Here is a 17,030-nt window from a genome sequence, read left to right on the forward strand (position 1 = left end):
TTCTCCACGGGAAGGGGATCCTGGGCAAGTGACCGACCCGACGAGCGACGAACCGGCCGACTGGCCCACCGGTCGGCTGCTCTTCACCGTCGTGCGCCGCATCGAGCACGAGTGGAACGAGCACCTGGCCGGCTGGGAGCTCAACCATGCCGGTTTCCCCGTGCTGCTGCACCTCATGGGCGGCCCGCACACCCAGCGCGAGCTGGCCGCCGTCTCCGGCGTCACCGAGCAGACCATGAGCAAGGTCGTCGCCCGGCTCGAGCGGTCCGGCTACGTCACGCGGAGCACGGACCCGCGCGACCGCCGTCGGCGGACCGTGACGGTCACCGGTGCCGGGATGGCCGCCGCGCAGGAGGCCGCGCGCAGGCAGCCCGCGGAGGACCTCGCGCTGCGCGGCCTCGACGAGCAGCAGGCGAAGGAGCTCCGGGAGCTGCTCGTCACGATGGTCCGCGCACAGCGCGCGAGCGAGCCGGACGCCGAGGAGTAGCCTGCCCGCATGGACGTCGTCACGCTGCCCGGCCTCACGGACTACCGCGAGGGCTGGGACCTGCAGCGCCGCACGCACGAGTCCGTCCGGGGCGGCGCGCCCGGCGTCACCTACCTGCTCGAGCACGACGGCGTCTACACCGCCGGGCGGCGCACGCGACGCGACGAGTACCCCACCGACGGCACCGAGGTCGTGGACGTCGACCGTGGAGGGAAGATCACCTGGCACGGGCCGGGCCAGATCGTCGCGTACCCCATCGTCGCGCTGCGCTCCCCCGTCGACGTCGTCCGGTACGTCCGCACGCTCGAGGAAGCCGTCATGGACGTCTGCGCCACGCTCGGGCTGGCGACGGTCCGCGTCGACGGACGCTCCGGCGTCTGGTTCGCCGCGGACGGCGCGTCCGCGCGCCGCGAGCGGAAGGTGTGCGCCATCGGGGCGCGCGTCGCCAAGGGCGTCACCATGCACGGCCTGGCGCTCAACTGCGACCCTGACCTGACGGCCTTCGACACCATCGTCCCCTGCGGGATCGCCGACGCAGACGTGACCTCGCTGTCCGTCGAGGCCGGCCGGCCGGTGACCGTCGAGGAGGCCCGGCCGCTCCTGGCGTCGGCCCTGGTCGAGCACCTGGCACCCCTGGTGACGGAACTCACGGTCACCGATCAAGACACCCGCCCCCCGTCCACGACAGCCGCCGTAGGCTGAGTCGCGTCTACGAAGGGACCGACGTCGTGACCATCGCACCTGAGGGCCGCCGCATGCTGCGGGTCGAGGCCCGCAACGCCACCACCCCCATCGAGAAGAAGCCCGACTGGATCAAGACCCGGGCGGTGATGGGCCCCGAGTACAAGGAGCTCAAGGGGCTCGTGAAGGGCGGTGGCCTGCACACGGTGTGCGAGGAGGCCGGCTGTCCGAACATCTTCGAGTGCTGGGAGGACCGGGAGGCGACGTTCCTCATCGGGGGCGACCAGTGCACCCGCCGGTGCGACTTCTGCCAGATCGACACCGGCAAGCCGGCCGACTTCGACGCCGACGAGCCGCGCCGCGTGGCCGAGTCGGTCCAGGAGATGGGCCTGAAGTACTCGACGATCACGGGTGTGGCCCGGGACGACCTGGCCGACGGCGGAGCCTGGCTCTACGCCGAGACCGTCCGGCAGATCCACGCCCTCAACCCGGGCACGGGTGTCGAGCTCCTCATCCCCGACTTCAACGCGATCCCCGAGCTCCTCGACGAGGTCAACGACTCCCGCCCCGAGGTGCTCGCGCACAACGTGGAGACGGTGCCGCGGATCTTCAAGCAGATTCGCCCCGCGTTCCGCTACGAGCGGTCCCTGTCGGTGCTCACCCGTGCCCGCGAGGCAGGCCTGGTGACCAAGTCCAACCTGATCCTCGGCATGGGCGAGACCATCGACGAGGTCAAGCAGGCGCTCGAGGACCTGCACGCCGCCGGCTGCGACCTCATCACCATCACGCAGTACCTGCGGCCCTCCCTGCGTCACCACCCGGTCGACCGCTGGGTCCGCCCGGAGGAGTTCGTCGAGCTGAGCGACCACGCCGAGGCGGTCGGGTTCCTCGGTGTCATGGCCGGTCCGCTCGTGCGTTCCTCGTACCGCGCCGGGCGGCTGTGGGGCCAGGCCATGACCCAGCGCGGGCAGGCTGTGCCCGCGGCTCTGGCGCACCTCACCGAGCCGACGACCGCGCGCCAGGAGGCCGCGAGCCTGATGGCCTCTCGGGCCCAGTAGACTCAACCACCATGGCCCGCACCAAGTCCGGCGCCGGCGACTCCGCCGACGCGCCCACGAAGAAGCAGAAGAAGCCCAAGAAGCAGCGGTGGTACCACCAGGTATGGGCCGCCTACCAGATGACGAGGCGGCAGGACCCCCTCGTCACCTGGATCATGCTCGCGGTCTTCTGCGGCATCCTCGCGATCGCGCTGCTCATCGGGTTCCTCACCGGCCACCCGGTCTACGCGGCCGTCATCGGGCTGCCGTTCTCCTTGCTGGGGGCCATGTTCGTCCTCACCCGCAAGGCCGAGCGCGCCGCGTACACCCAGATCGAGGGGCAGCCGGGCGCCGTCCGTGCCGCCCTCGGCACGGTGCGCGGCGGGTGGAGCTTCGAGGACGAGCCGGTCGCCGTCAACCGCCAGCAGGACCTCGTGTTCCGGGGCATCGGTCGGCCGGGCGTCGTCCTGGTCTCCGAGGGCCCGTCGCACCGGGTGCAGCGGATGCTCGACGACGAGCGCCGGCGCACGGCGCGGGTGCTGCAGAACGTCCCGATCACCACGCTGCAGGTCGGCACCGAGCCGGACCAGATCCCCCTGCCGAAGGTCGCCCGCAAGGTGCAGCGGATGAAGAAGACGCTGACGCGCGCCGAGGCGGCCGAGGTCGGCAAGCGGCTCAAGGCGCTCGGTGGGGTGCGACTCCCGGTGCCCAAGGGCGTCGACCCCATGAAGGCCCGTCCGGACCGCAAGGGGATGCGCGGGCGCTGAGCCCCCGGCTCGCCGAGCCCGACGAGCTCCCGGCGGTCGGCACGGTCATCGACGAACGATGACGGTGCCGGCCGCTCTGTCGTGCAGGCCCCGGCCGTCGGCGTCCCACACGACGGCGGGGATCACCAGGCAGAGCAGGACGGTGCGCACCGCGGCGCGGCCGAAACCGACGATGTGCTCCCCGGCGACCCCGAGTCGCCGCACCCGCAGGCCGAGCAGCCGGTGCCCGATCGTCGAGCCGACGGACGCGACCAGGAGCAGGTTCATGACGGCGAAGACGGCCAGCGTGGCGCCCGCGTCGTAGGCGAAGAAGCCGTAGCTGATACCGCTGGCGACCGCCCAGTCGAGGCACAGCGCGACCAGTCGGCGGCCCAGCGGCGCGCGCGAACCGGTCCCGGCCGAGGGCAGACCGAGCCTGTCGGGACCCGGCGTCTCACCAGGCGGGACGTTTCCGCCGTTCAACCAGGAACCAAGATCGCCTCGTGAAGCCATGTGATCAGCCTACGCGCGGCAACCAGAGGGTCACGTAACACCGCCGAAACATTCGCGCTATGCAAGGGTAACCCTGCGGCCCTAGCGTCATGGGCGCCGAGCGACCTGGCACCGTCTCACCAAGGAGAGCCTGCATGTTCACCAATGCCGAGGAGGCAATCGCCTTCACCCGCAACGAGGGGGTGGAGTTCATCGACGTCCGGTTCATCGACCTGCCGGGCGTGATGCAGCACTTCAACATCCCCGTCGGGCAGTTCGACGAGGACTCCTTCACCGAGGGCCTGATGTTCGACGGCTCCTCGATCCGAGGCTTCCAGGCGATCCACGAGTCGGACATGAAGCTGGTCCCGGACGTCACCACGGCGTACCTCGACCCCTTCCGCAAGCGCAAGACGCTCATCATGAACTTCTCGATCGTGGACCCGTTCACGGACGAGCCCTACGGTCGCGACCCGCGCACGATCGCCGCCAAGGCCGAGGCGTACCTGCGCTCGACCGGCATCGCGGACACCGCGTTCTTCGCCCCCGAGGCCGAGTTCTACATCTTCGACGACGTCCGCTTCGCCACGTCGGCGAACTCGAGCTTCTACCAGATCGACTCCGTCGAGGCCGCGTGGAACACCGGCCGCGAGGAAGAAGGTGGCAACCTCGGGTACAAGACCCGCTACAAGGGTGGCTACTTCCCCGTCTCGCCCAACGACCAGTTCGCGGACCTCCGCGACGACATCTGCGCCGCGCTGGCGCAGGTCGGTCTCGACGTCGAGCGCGCGCACCACGAGGTGGGCACCGCCGGCCAGCAGGAGATCAACTACAAGTTCAACACCCTGCTGCACTCCGCCGACGACCTGATGAAGTTCAAGTACGTCGTCAAGAACGTCGCCTGGCAGGCCGGCAAGTCCGTGACCTTCATGCCGAAGCCGATCTTCGGCGACAACGGCTCGGGCATGCACTCGCACCAGTCGCTGTGGCTGAACGGCGAGCCGCTGTTCTACGACGAGAAGGGCTACGGCGGCCTGTCCGACATGGCCCGCTGGTACATCGGCGGCCTGCTCAAGCACGCCCCGTCGCTGCTGGCGTTCACGAACCCGTCGGCCAACTCGTACCACCGCCTCGTGCCCGGCTACGAGGCCCCGGTCAACCTGGTCTACTCGGCCCGCAACCGCTCCGCGTGCATCCGCATCCCGGTCACCGGCAACTCGCCGAAGGCCAAGCGCGTCGAGTTCCGCGTGCCGGACCCCTCGGCCAACCCGTACCTGGCGTTCGCCGCCCAGCTCCTCGCGGGCATCGACGGCATCAAGAACCGCATCGAGCCGCCGGCGCCGGTCGACAAGGACCTCTACGAGCTGCCGCCCGAGGAGCACGCGGAGATCGCCCAGGTCCCCGCCTCCCTCGGCGAGGCCCTCGACAACCTCGAGGCCGACCACGACTTCCTCACCGAGGGCGACGTCTTCTCCGAGGACCTCATCGCCACGTGGATCGACTACAAGCGCACGCACGAGATCGACCCGATCCGTCTGCGCCCGCACCCGCACGAGTTCGAGCTCTACTACGACATCTGATCGGCGGGGCTCCTGGGCCCCCTGATCCCGTCGCCGGAACGGCGGCTGACCTGCACGGACGTCCACCGACGTCGTGCGGTGTCAGCCGCCGTTCTGCGTTGCTCGGTGCGGTGCAGCACGTCGGTGGGAACGGGCGCAGCCCGCAGCCCGCAGCCCCACGAGCGTCAGTGAGCCATCTGACGCCCGTGCGCGGCCAGCGCCCAGATGACGAAGACGTCGACGGCGATGACCACCAGGGACCACACCGGGTAGTACGGGATGAAGATGAAGTTCGCCAGCGCACTGAGGGACGCCAGACCGATCCCGACGACTCGCCCCCACGTCCTGCCGGACAGCACGGCGAACCCGACGAGCAGGACGAGCACGCCGAGCAGCAGGTGGATCCAGCCCCACGTGGTGGTGTCGAGCCGCAGCAGGTAGTTCGAGGTCGTGACGTAGAAGTCGTCCTGGAAGATCCCGACCAGGCCGGCGACGGCCTGGAAGCTCCCGGCCAGCATCATCATGACGGCGGCGAACACGATGAAGCCGGTCGCCAGACCGCTTCGCTCCTCGTCGACGTCGCCCGCCAGCGGCATCGGCATGGCTTGCTGAGTCATTTCCGTTCCCTCCCGCACCGCTGTCGACCTCGACCAGGCAGTCTGCATGGCGAGGGGTCCGTCGCTGAACGCGAGGCGCTCGATGCGATGTCCCGGGCGGCACTTGGGTCGTGCGTCCATCTCACCGCTGCCCGGCCCGCGTCGAATCATGCTGATCGAGTGAAATGCCGTCGACCTCACGCGGGCGGCGTCGGCAGCGTGAGGATCTCCGCCCCGTCGTCGGTGATGGCGATGGTGTGCTCGCTGTGCGCGGTCCGAGAGCCGGTTGCACTGCGCAGCGTCCAGCCGTCCGGGTCGGTGACGAGCTCGGCGGTGTCCTCCATGACCCACGGCTCGAGCGCCAGCAGCAGGCCCGGCCGGAGCCTGTACCCGCGGCCCGGCCGGCCGGTGTTGGCCATGTGCGGGTCCTGGTGCATCGTCGACCCGATCCCGTGACCGCCGAACTCCGTGTTGATCGGGTACCCGGCCTCCGACAGCACGGTGCCGATGGCGTGCGAGATGTCGCCGATGCGCGCCCCGGGCCGGGCCGCGGCGATGCCCGCCGCCAGCGCACGCTCGGTGGTCTCGATCATCGCGATGCTCGCCGCTGGCCTCGAGTCACCGACGACGAAGCTGATCGCGGAGTCGGCGGCGATCCCGTCGAGGAGGACGGCGAGGTCGAGCGTCAGCAGATCTCCGTCGCGGAGCGTGGCGTCGTGCGGTCGCCCGTGCAGCACGGCGTCGTTGACCGCCGTGCAGACGTAGTGGCCGAACGGCCCCCGCCCGAACGACGGCTCGTAGTCGACGTAGCACGACACCGCTCCGGCGTCGTCGATCATCGATCGCGCCCACCGGTCGATGTCCAGGAGGTTCGTCCAGACCGATGCCCGGCGCTTCAGCGTCTGCAGGATGTCCGCCACCAGAGCGCCGGCCTGCTTCGCACGGGCCAGCTCGGCAGGGTTCAGGATCTCGATCATGCGACGCCTCTTCCATGTGCTCCCAATAACTATCCCGGCCATACTATCCCGGTACTACAATCGGCAGCATGGTCCGGTTGCCGCTCACCCCCGAGGACGTCGAGCGAGGGCGCCGCCTCGGCGCCCTGCTCCGTCATGCCCGCGCAGACCGCTCGATGCTCCAGACCGCGCTGGACGCAGGAGTCTCGCCGGAGACCCTCCGGAAGATCGAGACCGGTCGCGTCGCCACCCCGGCGTTCTCGACCATCGCGGCGATCGCCGACGTCCTCGGCCTCTCCCTCGACGAGGTCTGGGCCGAGGTCACCCGCGCCGAGCGCGACGCCGAGCCCGCCGGCACCGGTCGCAGCGCCCGCGAGCGCCTGGCGTCCTGAGCGCTCACGTATGCGGTCCGGCGGCATCGACCTCTCGACCGACCCGCGAAAGACGGGCGTCGCGACGATCGACTGGCACGCCGACGGAGCGCGCCTGACGCACGTCGCACTCGGCGCGGACGACGACGACCTCGTCGCGCTGGTCGACCGTGCGGACAGGACCGGCGTCGACTGCCCGCTGGGCTGGCCGACGGCGTTCGTCGACTACGTCGTCGCGCACCGCGACGGCGGCCTCGACCTCGATGTGCCGCTCAGCCGGGCACCGCTCCTGCTGCGGGCGACGGACCGGTACGTCGTCGAACGCGTCGGGGTCCGGCCGCTCAGCGTCTCCGCCGAGCGGATCGGTGCCACGGCCATGCGGTGCGCGGCCGTGCTGTCCCGTCTGGTGCGGGCCGGGACGGTCGTCGACCGGACCGGAGGATCGGGCGCCGTGGTCGAGACCTACCCGGCGGCGGCGTTGAAGATCTGGGGGCTGCCGTACCGGACGTACAAGGGCAGCTCGGCGGAGGCTCGGACGGTCCGGGCCAGGCTCCTCGAGGAGCTCGCCGCGTCCGTCCCGTGGCTGGACCTGGGTGGCCACGAACCCTTCTGCCTCGACCACGACGACGCGCTCGACGCCGTCGTCTGCGCCCTCGTGGCAGGCCTCGTGCTGCACGGCCGCTGCGAGCCGGCCCCGCCCGACGCCGTCCAGGACGCTCGCACCGAGGGGTGGATCGCGCTGCCACCGGCCGGCCTGTCGGACGACCCGCCGCTCGTCCCGCCGGCTCGACCTCGTCAGGGTTCACCCTGAGAAGTCCCTGGTCCGCGCCCGAAGGGCTATCCGCCGCCGGCCCGCATCGCTAGCGTGAGGCCCGTGCCAGTCATCTCCACGGAACGACTCACCAAGCGATATCCGGGTGTCACCGCCCTGGAGTCGCTGTCCATCGACGTCGGTGACGGCGTCACCGGGCTGGTCGGCGCCAACGGCGCCGGCAAGTCGACGCTCATCAAGATCCTCCTGGGGCTGACGGGCGCGACGTCGGGCGGCGCGCGCGTCCTCGGGCACGACATCGACACCGAAGGCCTCGCCCTGCGCAGCCGCGTGGGCTACATGCCCGAGCACGACTGCCTGCCCGGCGACGTCTCCGCCACCGAGCTCGTGGTCCACCTGGCGCGCATGTCCGGGCTGCCGACGTCGGCGGCCCGCGAACGTGCCGCCGACACGCTGCGGCACGTCGGGCTCTACGAGGAGCGCTACCGGCCGATCGGCGGGTACTCCACCGGCATGAAGCAGCGGGTCAAGCTGGCGCAGGCCCTGGTGCACGACCCGGACGTGGTGTTCCTCGACGAGCCCACCAACGGCCTGGACCCCGCCGGCCGCGACGAGATGCTCGCGCTGGTGCGGCGCATCTACACCGACTTCGGGATCTCGGTGCTCGTCACGTCGCACCTGCTCGGCGAGCTGGAGCGGATCTGCGACAACGTCGTCATCATCGACGGTGGCACGCTCCTGCGGTCGTCGTCGGTCGCCGACTTCACCCGGTCCAGCGCGCAGCTCGCGCTCGAGGTCGTCGCGGAGCCCGCCACGGCGCTCGCCGCGCTGCGCGCCGCGGGCCTGGAGGTCACCCGGGACGGGCTGCTGCTGCTGGTGGAGCTCGCCGGCGACGAGACGTACGACCTGGTGCGCGACGTCGTCGCGGACCACGGGCTCGGGCTGGTCCGCCTGGAGCCCCGGCGCCACCACATCGCCGAGGTGTTCGACGAGGAGGCCACCCGTGTCGCACGCTGACGGCTCGCCGACAGGCGTCATCCACAACATCGGCTACCGGGGCTACGACGGCGAGCGCCTGACCCGCCGAGCGATCACGCTCGGGCTGTACACCCACAGCCTGCGCGGCGCCTTCGGCCTCGGCCGCGCGGCGCGGTCCAAGGTCGTGCCGATCGGCATGTTCGTCGTCCTGCTGCTGCCGGCGGTCGTGCTCGCCGTCGTGGCCGTCGTCGGGGCGAACATGGGTCAGCTCGACGCCCCGGTGGTGCCGTACACCCGGTATGCGATGATCATGCAGGCGGCGCTGGCGATCTTCGTCGCGGTGGCGGCACCGCAGGCGGTGTCGCTGGACCTGCGGTTCCACTCGCTGCCGCTCTACCTGGCACGGCCGCTCGAACGCGTCGACTACGTCCGGGCGAAGCTCGCCGCGATGACGACGGCGGTGCTCATCCTGCTCGCCGTCCCGCTGGTCGTGCTCTACCTCGGCTCGCTGGCCGCGGGATTCGACGCCGGGCGCGAGTCTGTCGACGTCGCCCAGGCGCTGCTGGGTGCGGTGCTGTTCTCCGCCGTGCTGGCGAGCCTCTCGGTGCTCATCGCCTCCTTCACCTCACGCCGCGGGTTCGGCATCGCCGCGATCGTCACCGTGCTGGCGCTCAGCTACTCGATCGTCTCCAGCCTCCAGGGCGTGGTCGCGTTCGACGCCGACAACTCGGCCGCGGCCGGGTGGATCGGCCTCTTCTCCCCCATGACGCTGGTCGACGGCGTGCAGGTCTGGGCGTTCGGCGTGACGGCGTCGACGCCGGCCGGGCCGCCGAGCGACCTCGCCGGGCTCGTGTTCCTCGTCGTGACGCTGGGAGTGGTCGCCCTGACCTACTGGGCGCTGACCCGCCGCTACCGGAAGGTGAAGGTCTGATGGCCACCCTCACGATCGACACGTGCTCGCGCTGGTTCGGCAACGTCGTCGCGGTCAACGACGTCACGATGTCAATCGGTCCGGGGATCACCGGGCTGCTGGGACCGAACGGCGCCGGCAAGTCCACCCTCATCAACATGCTCGCCGGGTTCCTGCCGCCGTCGGCCGGCGCGGTCACGCTCGACGGCGCGGCCACGTGGAAGAACCCGGAGGTCTACCGTGCCCTCGGCATCGTCACCGAGCGGGAGGCCACCTACGACTTCCTCACGGGACGCCAGCTCGTCGTGGCGAGCGCCGAGCTGCACGGTCTGCCCGACGCCGGCGCCGCCGCGCAGCGCGCGCTGGAGACGGTCGCCATGCAGCAGGCGCAGGACCGCAAGATCGGCGAGTACTCCAAGGGGATGAAGCAGCGGGTCAAGATGGCCTCCGCGCTGGTGCACGACCCGCAGGTGCTGCTGCTGGACGAACCGTTCAACGGGATGGACCCGCGCCAGCGGCTGCACCTGATCGAGCTGCTGCGGCGCATGGGTGCCGAGGGCCGCACGGTGCTGTTCAGCTCGCACATCCTCGAGGAGGTGGAGCAGCTCGCGCACCAGATCGAGGTGGTCGTCGCGGGCCGGTACGCCGCGTCGGGAGACTACCGCGAGATCCGCCGGCTGATGACCGACCGCCCGCACCAGTACACCATCGCCTCGAGCGACGACCGGGCCCTCGCCTCCGCGCTCGTGGCGGACGCGTCGACCGCCGGCGTCAGCCTCGAGGACGGGGTGCTGCGGGTCCAGGCCCGGGAGTTCCTCCGCTTCGCCGAGCTGCTCCCCCGGGTCGCCCGCGACGCGGACGTCCGCCTGTTCGAGGTCTCGCCCGCGGACGAGTCGTTGGAGAGCGTGTTCTCCTACCTCGTCGAGAACTAGGAGCCATCGTGAACCGCACCATCGTCCGCCTGACCGCCCAGGGCATGCTGGGCGGCCGACGCCTGTGGCTGCTCGGCGCCTTGGCGCTGCTGCTCGTCGTGATCGCGGTGGCCACCCGCCTGCTCGCCCCCGTCTCGGAGGCCGACGCCGCCGCGCTGCTGCGCGCCGTCGCCTTCTCCACGTTCCTGCCGCTGTTCGGCCTCATCGTGGGCACCGGCGCGATCGCCCCGGAGATCGACGACGGCTCGATCGTCCACCTGCTCGCCAAGCCCGTCTCCCGGCACACCATCGTGCAGAGCAAGCTGCTGGTCGCGGTCGGGGCGGTCGTCGCGCTCGCCGTCGTCCCGACGATGCTGGCCGCAGCCGTGCTCGGCGCCGGCCCCCGCACCGTGCTCGCATTCGGCGCCGGTGCCCTGGCGGCCGGAGCGGTGTACAGCGTGCTCTTCCTGCTGCTCACCATCGTCACCCGGCACGCGGTCATCATCGGCCTGGTGTACGCGCTGATCTGGGAGAGCCTGGTCGGCAGCTTCGTGCCGGGCGCGCGGAACCTCAGCGTGCAGCAGTGGGCGCTGTCGGTCACCGAGTCCATCGCGCCGTCCGGCCTGGTCACGGCCGACGTCGGTCTCGGACTCGCCTACGGCCTGATCGTCGGCGGGTTCGTCGCCGCGACCTGGTACGCGGGCAGCCGCCTCAACGCCCTCACCCTGACCTCGGAGGAATGACAGCGCGCCGGCTCACTCCTCGCCGTAGACCACCCGCTCCATGACGGTCCGGGCCCTGCGGGACGTGCGCAGGTAGAGCTCCTCGAGCTCGCCGCCGGTCCCGACGTCGCCCAGGAGGTTCGCCAGCCCGGACAACGCCCACGCGTCGGCGGGCAGCACGTCGCCACGCGGCCCGCCGACCTTCCCGGACCACAGCACCAGCGCGGACCGCAGGCGTGAGGCCAGCACCCAGCCCTCGCGCAACCACTCCGCGTCGAGCTCGTCGAGCAACCCGGCCGCCTCCGCGGCGTCGAGCGCGGCGACGGTCTCCGTGACGCGGAGCGCCGGCACCTCGTGGGCGTGCTGGAGCTGCAGGAGCTGTACCGCCCACTCGACGTCGGAGACCCCGCCGCGGCCGAGCTTGAGGTGTCGTGTGGGGTCGGCGCCCCGCGGCAGCCGCTCGGCCTCGACCCGCGCCTTGATGCGGCGGACCTCCCGCGACGCCGGTTCGGCCAGTCCGCCGGCCGGGTAGCGGTACCGGGCGACCATCTCGGTGAACCGTCGCGCGAGGTCGGCGTCACCGCCGAGCGCTCCGGCGACCGGCCGCGCCCGGAGCAGCGCCTGCTGCTCCCAGACGTCGATCCACCGCTCGTAGTACTCGGCGTACGAGTCGAAGGTGCGTACCAGCGGCCCCTGACGCCCCTCGGGGCGCAGGTCCGCGTCGACGGGCAGGTTCGGCTCGGGGCCGACGGCGGAGAGCATCTTCTGCAGGGTCCGCGCCGTGCGCAGGGCGAAGTCCTGGGCCTGCTTGGTGTCGGCGCCGGGCACCGGGTCGTGCACGAACATCACGTCGGCGTCCGACCCGTACCCCATCTCGCGGCCACCGAGGCGACCCATCGCCACGACGAGCATGCGGGTGGGGTTGGCGGCAGGGTCGGGTCCGAGCCCCATCTCCGAGCGGGCCGAGTACTGGGCCACGCGCATCCCGCCCAGCAGCACCATGTCCGCCGCGTCGGAGATGGCGGCCTGCGCGCGCACGGGGTCGAGGACGCCCAGCACCTCGCCGGCACCGGTACGGGCCAGCTCGCGGCGGCGCAGGGCACGCAGCTTGGTCGCCGCGGGGCCGGGATCCTCGGAGCGGGTGAGGACGGCGTCGGCCTCGGCGGCGAGCCGCTCCGGCCCGCGCGGCTCCAACCGTGACGTGTCGGCGAGCCACTGCACCGACTCCGGCGACCTGGCCAGGGCGTCGGCCAGGTACCGCGAGGAGGCAAGCAGGTGCGCCAGGTGGTAGGCGGCGTTGCCCGAGTCCCGCAGCAGCCGCAGGTACCAGGGGGTCGCCCCGAGGCTCTCGGAGAGCTTGCGGAAGGCCAGGAGGCCGGCGTCGGGGTCCGCGCCCTCGGCGAACCAGCCGAGCATGACCGGTAGCAGCTGGCGCTGCAGGGCTGCGCGCCGGGAGGTGCCCTCGGTGAGCGCCACGACATGGCGCATCGCGCCGTCGGGGTCGCGGTAGCCGACGGCGGCGAACCGGGCGCGGGCGGCGTCGGGCGCGAGCGACAATTCGTCGTCCGACAGCTGGGCCCAGGCCGGCAGCAGCGGTCGGTAGAAGACGGCCTCGTGCAGGGCACGGACCTCGCGACGGGTGTCGCGCCAGCGACGCATCAGGTCGTCGGCGCCCTGGCCGCGCATGCCCAGCGAGCGGGCGAGCCGGCGCAGGTCTTCCTCGGAGGTGGGCAGCAGGTGCGTCCGCCGCAGGCGGAAGAGCTGGACCCGGTGCTCGAGGGAACGCAGGAACCGGTAGCACTCCCCCATGCGTGCCGCGTGCTCGCGGCCGACGAACCCTGCGTGCGCGAGCGCGTCCAGGGCCGCGAAGGTGTTGGCCGCGCGGATGCCCTCGGCCGCGCGACCGTGCACGAGCTGGAGGAGCTGGACGGTGAACTCGACGTCGCGCAGACCGCCCTTGCCGAGCTTGATCTGCCGGTCGGACTCGGCGACCGGGACGTTCTGCTCGACGCGACGGCGCATCGCCTGCGCGTCCTCCACGAAGTGGTCGCGGTTCACGGCCGCCCACACGAACGGGTCGACGGCGTCGCGGTAGGCGGCACCGAGCTCGACGTCGCCCGCGACGTGCCGCGCCTTGAGCAGGGCCTGGAACTCCCACGTCTCGGCCCAGCGCTCGTAGTAGGCCAGGTGACTCTCGAGCGAGCGCACCAGCGGCCCGTTCTTGCCCTCGGGCCGCAGTGCGGCGTCCACCTCCCACAGCGACGGCTCGACCGACGTCCCGGCGCACACCTTCTGCAGGCGGGAGGCGAGCTGCGTGCCCACCCGCATGGCCGCCGACTCCTCCATGGCGGGCGTGCCGTCCGAGGCCAGCGCGGGCTCGCACACGTACACGACGTCGACGTCGGAGACGTAGTTGAGCTCGCGGCCGCCGGTCTTGCCCATGCCGATCACGGCGAGGCGCACGCCGGCTCCATGGTCCGGCAGCTGTGCCCGGGCGACGGCGAGCGCCCCTTCCAGGGCGGCCGAGGCCAGGTCCGACAGCGCCGCGGCGACGCCCGGGAGCACGACCAGCGGGTCGGCCGCCGTCAGGTCGGTCGCGGCGATGCGCAGCAGGCGCGCCCGGTAGGCCCGTCGCAGCGCATCGGTGGCGGTGCGGGCGTCGGTGTCCGCCCACGACGGCGTCTCGTCGGTGCCGGGGGTCGGGTCGGCTGCGGCGACGGGCACCTCGGCGGCGGGGTCCGCCCCGACGGCACGCAGCATCTCCGCGCGAACCTGGGCCGGGTCGGCACCGGTGCTCGGCTCCTCGTCGGCCAGGACGTCAAGGAGCTCCGGCCGCCGCACGATCTCGTCACCCAGCGCCGAGGACGCACCGAGCACCGCCAGGAGACGCGCGCGGGTGAGTCCCGCCGGTGTCGAGGCGTCGGCCGCCAGCAGACTGTCCATGCGGTCCCCTGCGCCCGGCGCGGCGGCGAGCCGGACCAGCTGCAGCAGCGCGAGGTCCGGGTCGGCCGTGGCCCCGAGCGCCTGCAGCAAGGACTCGCCGTCGTCCGGCCGCAACCGCTGCTGGAGCGCGTCGTCGGCCCACAGGGAGGACGAGCGTGTCAGGTCGGCGAAACCTGCCCGGAGCAGCCTCCGGGTCAGGGTCTCGCGTCTACCGGTGCCGGACGTCGTCGAGCTCACGGGTCGACCCTAGCCGCACCGTTCCCCACCGCGGCTCAGAGGAACTGCAGCGACGTCTGCAGTTCGTACGGCGTGACCTGCGCGCGGTAGGCGTCCCACTCGTTGCGCTTGTTCCGCAGGACGTAGTCGAAGACGTGCTCGCCGAGGGTCTCGGCCACGAGCTCGGACGACTCCATGAGCTCGACCGCCTCGTCGAGCGAGTCGGGCAGCGGTGCGATGCCGAGCGCCCGGCGCTCGGACCCCGTGAGCTCCCACACGTCGTCCTCGGTGGCCTCGGGCAGGTCGTAGCCCTCCTCGATGCCCTTGAGACCGGCGGCGAGCAGCACGGCGAAGGCGAGGTACGGGTTCGCGGCGGAGTCCAGCGCGCGGTACTCCACCCGCGACGAGTTGCCCTTGCCCGGCTTGTACATCGGCACGCGCACCAGGGCCGAGCGGTTGTTGTGGCCCCAGCAGATGTAGCTGGGGGCCTCGGCACCGCCCCAGAGGCGCTTGTACGAGTTCACGTGCTGGTTCGTCACGGCCGTGATCTCACCCGCGTGCACGAGCAGCCCCGCGATGAACTGCCGGCCCGTCTTGGACAGCTCGAACTGCGCACCGGGCTCGTGGAAGGCGTTGTGGTCCTCCTCGAACAGCGACATGTGGGTGTGCATGCCCGAGCCCGGCTTGTCGGCCAACGGCTTGGGCATGAAGGAGGCGAAGACGCCCTGCTCGAGCGCCACCTCCTTGACCACCGTGCGGAACGTCATGAGGTTGTCGGCCGTGGTGAGCGCGTCGGCGTAGCGCAGGTCGATCTCGTTCTGGCCGGGACCGGCCTCGTGGTGGGAGAACTCCACCGAGATGCCCATCGACTCGAGCATCGTGATCGCGGCACGGCGGAAGTCGTGCGTGCTGCCGCGGGCGAGGTGGTCGAAGTAGCCGCCGTTGTCGACCGGGACGAGCGGCTGGTCGGCCGCCGACATCTGGTTGAACAGGTAGAACTCGACCTCGGGGTGGGTGTAGAACGTGAAGCCCTTGTCGCTCGCCTTGGCGAGCTGACGCTTGAGGACGTTGCGCGAGTCCGCCAGGGACGGCTCGCCCTCGGGCGTGAGGATGTCGCAGAACATCCGGCCGGTGCCGTGCCGCTCGCCGCGCCAGGGCAGCACCTGGAACGTCGTCGGATCGGGCTTGGCGATCATGTCCGCCTCGTAGACCCGTGTCAGCCCCTCGATCGAGCTGCCGTCGAACCCGATGCCCTCGATGAAGGCCTGCTCGAGCTCCGCCGGGGCGACCGCGACGGACTTGAGCACCCCCAGCACGTCGGTGAACCAGAGACGGATGAAGCGGATGTCGCGCTCCTCGACCGTGCGGAGCACAAACTCCTGCTGCCTGTCCATGACCCCATCCTGCCCGATACCTGTTAACCGTGGGTGACGTACCGCTCCGGCACCGCCGACCGGAGCGAGACAGGGTCCCGACCGGCTGTCGCCTACGCTATCGACCATGGCAACCACGAGCCACAACTCTCCTGCCCCGAGCGACCCCGCACCCGGTGTGAGGTCCGTCACCTCAGGCGACGACGCCCCGACGGGGATCGCCGCCGGCGCCCGGCGCGTGCGGGTCCACCACCTGCAGCAGGCCAAGGAGCGTGGCGAGAAGATCACCATGCTGACCGCCTACGACGCCGCCACCGCGGCGATCATGGACGCGGCGGGCATCGACACCCTCCTGGTCGGCGACTCCATCGGCAACACCATGCTGGGCCACGCCACCACCCTGCCCGTCACCCTGGACGACATGGTCCGGGCCGGCCGCGCGGTGGCCTCGGTGACGCAGCACGCGTTCGTCGTCGTCGACCTGCCGTTCGGCACCTACGAGGCCGGGCCGGAGCAGGCCCTCGCCTCGGCGGTGCGGATCATGAAGGAGACCGGAGCCTCCGCGGTCAAGCTCGAGGGCGGACGGCGGTCCGCCGCCCAGATCCAGGCGATCACGTCTGCCGGCATCCCCGTCGTCGGGCACCTGGGGTACACGCCGCAGTCGGAGAACGCGCTCGGCGGACCACGCGTGCAGGGCCGGGGCGACGACGCCGCCGAGGAGCTGAGCCAGGACGCCCTCGCCGTGCAGGAGGCCGGCGCGGTCGCCGTGGTCCTGGAGATGGTGCCGGTGGAGGTCGCCGCACGCATCACCGAGTTCCTCGCCATCCCGACCATCGGCATCGGGGCCGGACCGGACGTGGACGGTCAGGTGCTGGTGTGGACCGACATGGCGGGGATGACGGACTGGTCGCCGCGGTTCGCCCGCCGCTACGCCGAGCTGGGTCGCGTGCTGGGCCAGGCGGTCACGGACTTCGCCGCCGAGGTGCGCACCGGTGCGTTCCCGGCACCCGAGCACGCGTTCCAGCAGTAGCCGGTCGAGCGGCCTGCCGTCGTCAGGACGGGCCTCGCCAGTCGGTGTCCTCCTCCTCCCAGCTCTCGTTCCGCCGAGCGGCCGTGTCGAGAGCCTGCTGGGCCGCCTCCCGGGTGGGGTACGGGCCCATGAGGTGCGTCCACGACGACTTCTGCGCCGCCTCCTCGACCTCGCCGGTCTCGGTGTTGTACCAGTACTGCGTCTGACGCGGGCTGTTCTCGCTCATGGCACGATCCTGCACCAAGATGGT

The 17,030-nt window shown here is 71.6% G+C and carries 18 protein-coding genes; 12 read left to right on the forward strand and 6 right to left on the reverse strand.

Annotated elements, in window-relative coordinates; all coding sequences use genetic code 11:
- The first annotated feature begins 28 nt into the window (after positions 1-28).
- From BCL65_RS16175 to BCL65_RS16190, 4 genes are read left to right on the forward strand one after another with little or no spacing between them, the layout of a single operon-like run.
- On the forward strand, positions 29-487 hold the full coding sequence (locus BCL65_RS16175) for a MarR family winged helix-turn-helix transcriptional regulator (protein ID WP_243401126.1): 459 nt from the start codon (positions 29-31) through the stop codon (positions 485-487).
- A 9-nt stretch (positions 488-496) separates the two neighbouring features.
- Entirely contained in the window at positions 497-1,189 is a 693-nt protein-coding gene (lipB, locus tag BCL65_RS16180; protein ID WP_106269556.1) for a lipoyl(octanoyl) transferase LipB, read from the forward strand.
- Positions 1,190-1,215: 26 nt separating this feature from the next.
- The gene (lipA, locus tag BCL65_RS16185; protein WP_106269557.1) at positions 1,216-2,226 is read left to right on the forward strand and encodes a lipoyl synthase; all 1,011 of its coding nucleotides are present in this window, start codon (positions 1,216-1,218) and stop codon (positions 2,224-2,226) included.
- A gap of 11 nt (positions 2,227-2,237) precedes the next feature.
- Positions 2,238-2,972: a DUF4191 domain-containing protein gene (locus BCL65_RS16190; protein WP_106269558.1), complete on the forward strand. Its 735-nt coding sequence runs from the start codon at positions 2,238-2,240 to the stop codon at positions 2,970-2,972.
- Between the two features lie 45 nt (positions 2,973-3,017).
- Here the strand turns inward: BCL65_RS16190 and BCL65_RS16195 are convergent, their stop codons facing one another.
- A complete protein-coding gene (locus tag BCL65_RS16195; protein WP_106269559.1) occupies positions 3,018-3,464 on the reverse strand; it encodes an RDD family protein in 447 nt (148 codons plus the stop codon).
- A gap of 134 nt (positions 3,465-3,598) precedes the next feature.
- Here BCL65_RS16195 and glnA (BCL65_RS16200) point away from each other — a divergent pair, with 134 nt between their 5' ends.
- Positions 3,599-5,023 carry a type I glutamate--ammonia ligase gene (gene glnA / locus BCL65_RS16200; protein WP_106269560.1) on the forward strand — a complete coding sequence of 475 codons (1,425 nt, stop codon included), beginning with the start codon at positions 3,599-3,601 and terminating at the stop codon, positions 5,021-5,023.
- Between the two features lie 164 nt (positions 5,024-5,187).
- Here the strand turns inward: glnA (BCL65_RS16200) and BCL65_RS16205 are convergent, their stop codons facing one another.
- Entirely contained in the window at positions 5,188-5,619 is a 432-nt protein-coding gene (locus BCL65_RS16205; RefSeq protein ID WP_219885672.1) for a DUF7144 family membrane protein, read from the reverse strand.
- A gap of 176 nt (positions 5,620-5,795) precedes the next feature.
- A complete protein-coding gene (map, locus tag BCL65_RS16210; protein WP_106269562.1) occupies positions 5,796-6,575 on the reverse strand; it encodes a type I methionyl aminopeptidase in 780 nt (259 codons plus the stop codon).
- A gap of 68 nt (positions 6,576-6,643) precedes the next feature.
- On the opposite strand from map, the gene BCL65_RS16215 reads away from it, so the two are divergent.
- The 6 genes from BCL65_RS16215 (at position 6,644) to BCL65_RS16240 (ending at position 11,239) form a co-directional block, all read left to right on the forward strand.
- Entirely contained in the window at positions 6,644-6,946 is a 303-nt protein-coding gene (locus BCL65_RS16215; protein WP_106269563.1) for a helix-turn-helix transcriptional regulator, read from the forward strand.
- 10 nt (positions 6,947-6,956) lie between these two features.
- A complete protein-coding gene (locus BCL65_RS16220; protein ID WP_106269564.1) occupies positions 6,957-7,736 on the forward strand; it encodes a DUF429 domain-containing protein in 780 nt (259 codons plus the stop codon).
- Between the two features lie 63 nt (positions 7,737-7,799).
- On the forward strand, positions 7,800-8,714 hold the full coding sequence (locus tag BCL65_RS16225) for an ABC transporter ATP-binding protein (protein ID WP_106269565.1): 915 nt from the start codon (positions 7,800-7,802) through the stop codon (positions 8,712-8,714).
- Positions 8,701-9,606 (forward strand): hypothetical protein, encoded by a 906-nt coding sequence (locus tag BCL65_RS16230; RefSeq protein WP_106269566.1) that lies wholly within the window; start codon positions 8,701-8,703, stop codon positions 9,604-9,606. The genes BCL65_RS16225 and BCL65_RS16230 overlap by 14 nt, the downstream gene beginning before the upstream one ends.
- Complete coding sequence (locus BCL65_RS16235; RefSeq protein WP_106269567.1) at positions 9,606-10,517, forward strand: ABC transporter ATP-binding protein; 912 nt, start codon at positions 9,606-9,608, stop codon at positions 10,515-10,517. Before BCL65_RS16230 ends, BCL65_RS16235 begins: the two co-directional genes overlap by 1 nt.
- A gap of 8 nt (positions 10,518-10,525) precedes the next feature.
- Positions 10,526-11,239 (forward strand): ABC transporter permease subunit, encoded by a 714-nt coding sequence (locus BCL65_RS16240; RefSeq protein ID WP_106269568.1) that lies wholly within the window; start codon positions 10,526-10,528, stop codon positions 11,237-11,239.
- A gap of 12 nt (positions 11,240-11,251) precedes the next feature.
- On the opposite strand, the gene BCL65_RS16245 is transcribed toward BCL65_RS16240, so the two are convergent.
- Positions 11,252-14,398, reverse strand: a complete 3,147-nt coding sequence (locus BCL65_RS16245; protein ID WP_106269569.1) for a bifunctional [glutamine synthetase] adenylyltransferase/[glutamine synthetase]-adenylyl-L-tyrosine phosphorylase — start codon at positions 14,396-14,398, stop codon at positions 11,252-11,254.
- Between the two features lie 35 nt (positions 14,399-14,433).
- Positions 14,434-15,771 carry a type I glutamate--ammonia ligase gene (glnA, locus tag BCL65_RS16250; RefSeq protein WP_106269570.1) on the reverse strand — a complete coding sequence of 446 codons (1,338 nt, stop codon included), beginning with the start codon at positions 15,769-15,771 and terminating at the stop codon, positions 14,434-14,436.
- A 106-nt stretch (positions 15,772-15,877) separates the two neighbouring features.
- Between glnA (BCL65_RS16250) and panB the strand changes: the two genes are divergently transcribed.
- On the forward strand, positions 15,878-16,780 hold the full coding sequence (gene panB / locus BCL65_RS16255; RefSeq protein WP_106269571.1) for a 3-methyl-2-oxobutanoate hydroxymethyltransferase: 903 nt from the start codon (positions 15,878-15,880) through the stop codon (positions 16,778-16,780).
- Positions 16,781-16,802: 22 nt separating this feature from the next.
- Here the strand turns inward: panB and BCL65_RS16260 are convergent, their stop codons facing one another.
- Positions 16,803-17,006, reverse strand: coding sequence for a hypothetical protein (locus BCL65_RS16260; protein WP_106269572.1), 204 nt, complete (start codon positions 17,004-17,006; stop codon positions 16,803-16,805).
- Positions 17,007-17,030: the final 24 nt, after the last annotated feature.

The sequence above is a fragment of the Isoptericola halotolerans genome (assembly GCF_003003075.1).
GTDB classification, from domain to species: Bacteria; Actinomycetota; Actinomycetes; order Actinomycetales; family Cellulomonadaceae; genus Isoptericola; species Isoptericola halotolerans_A.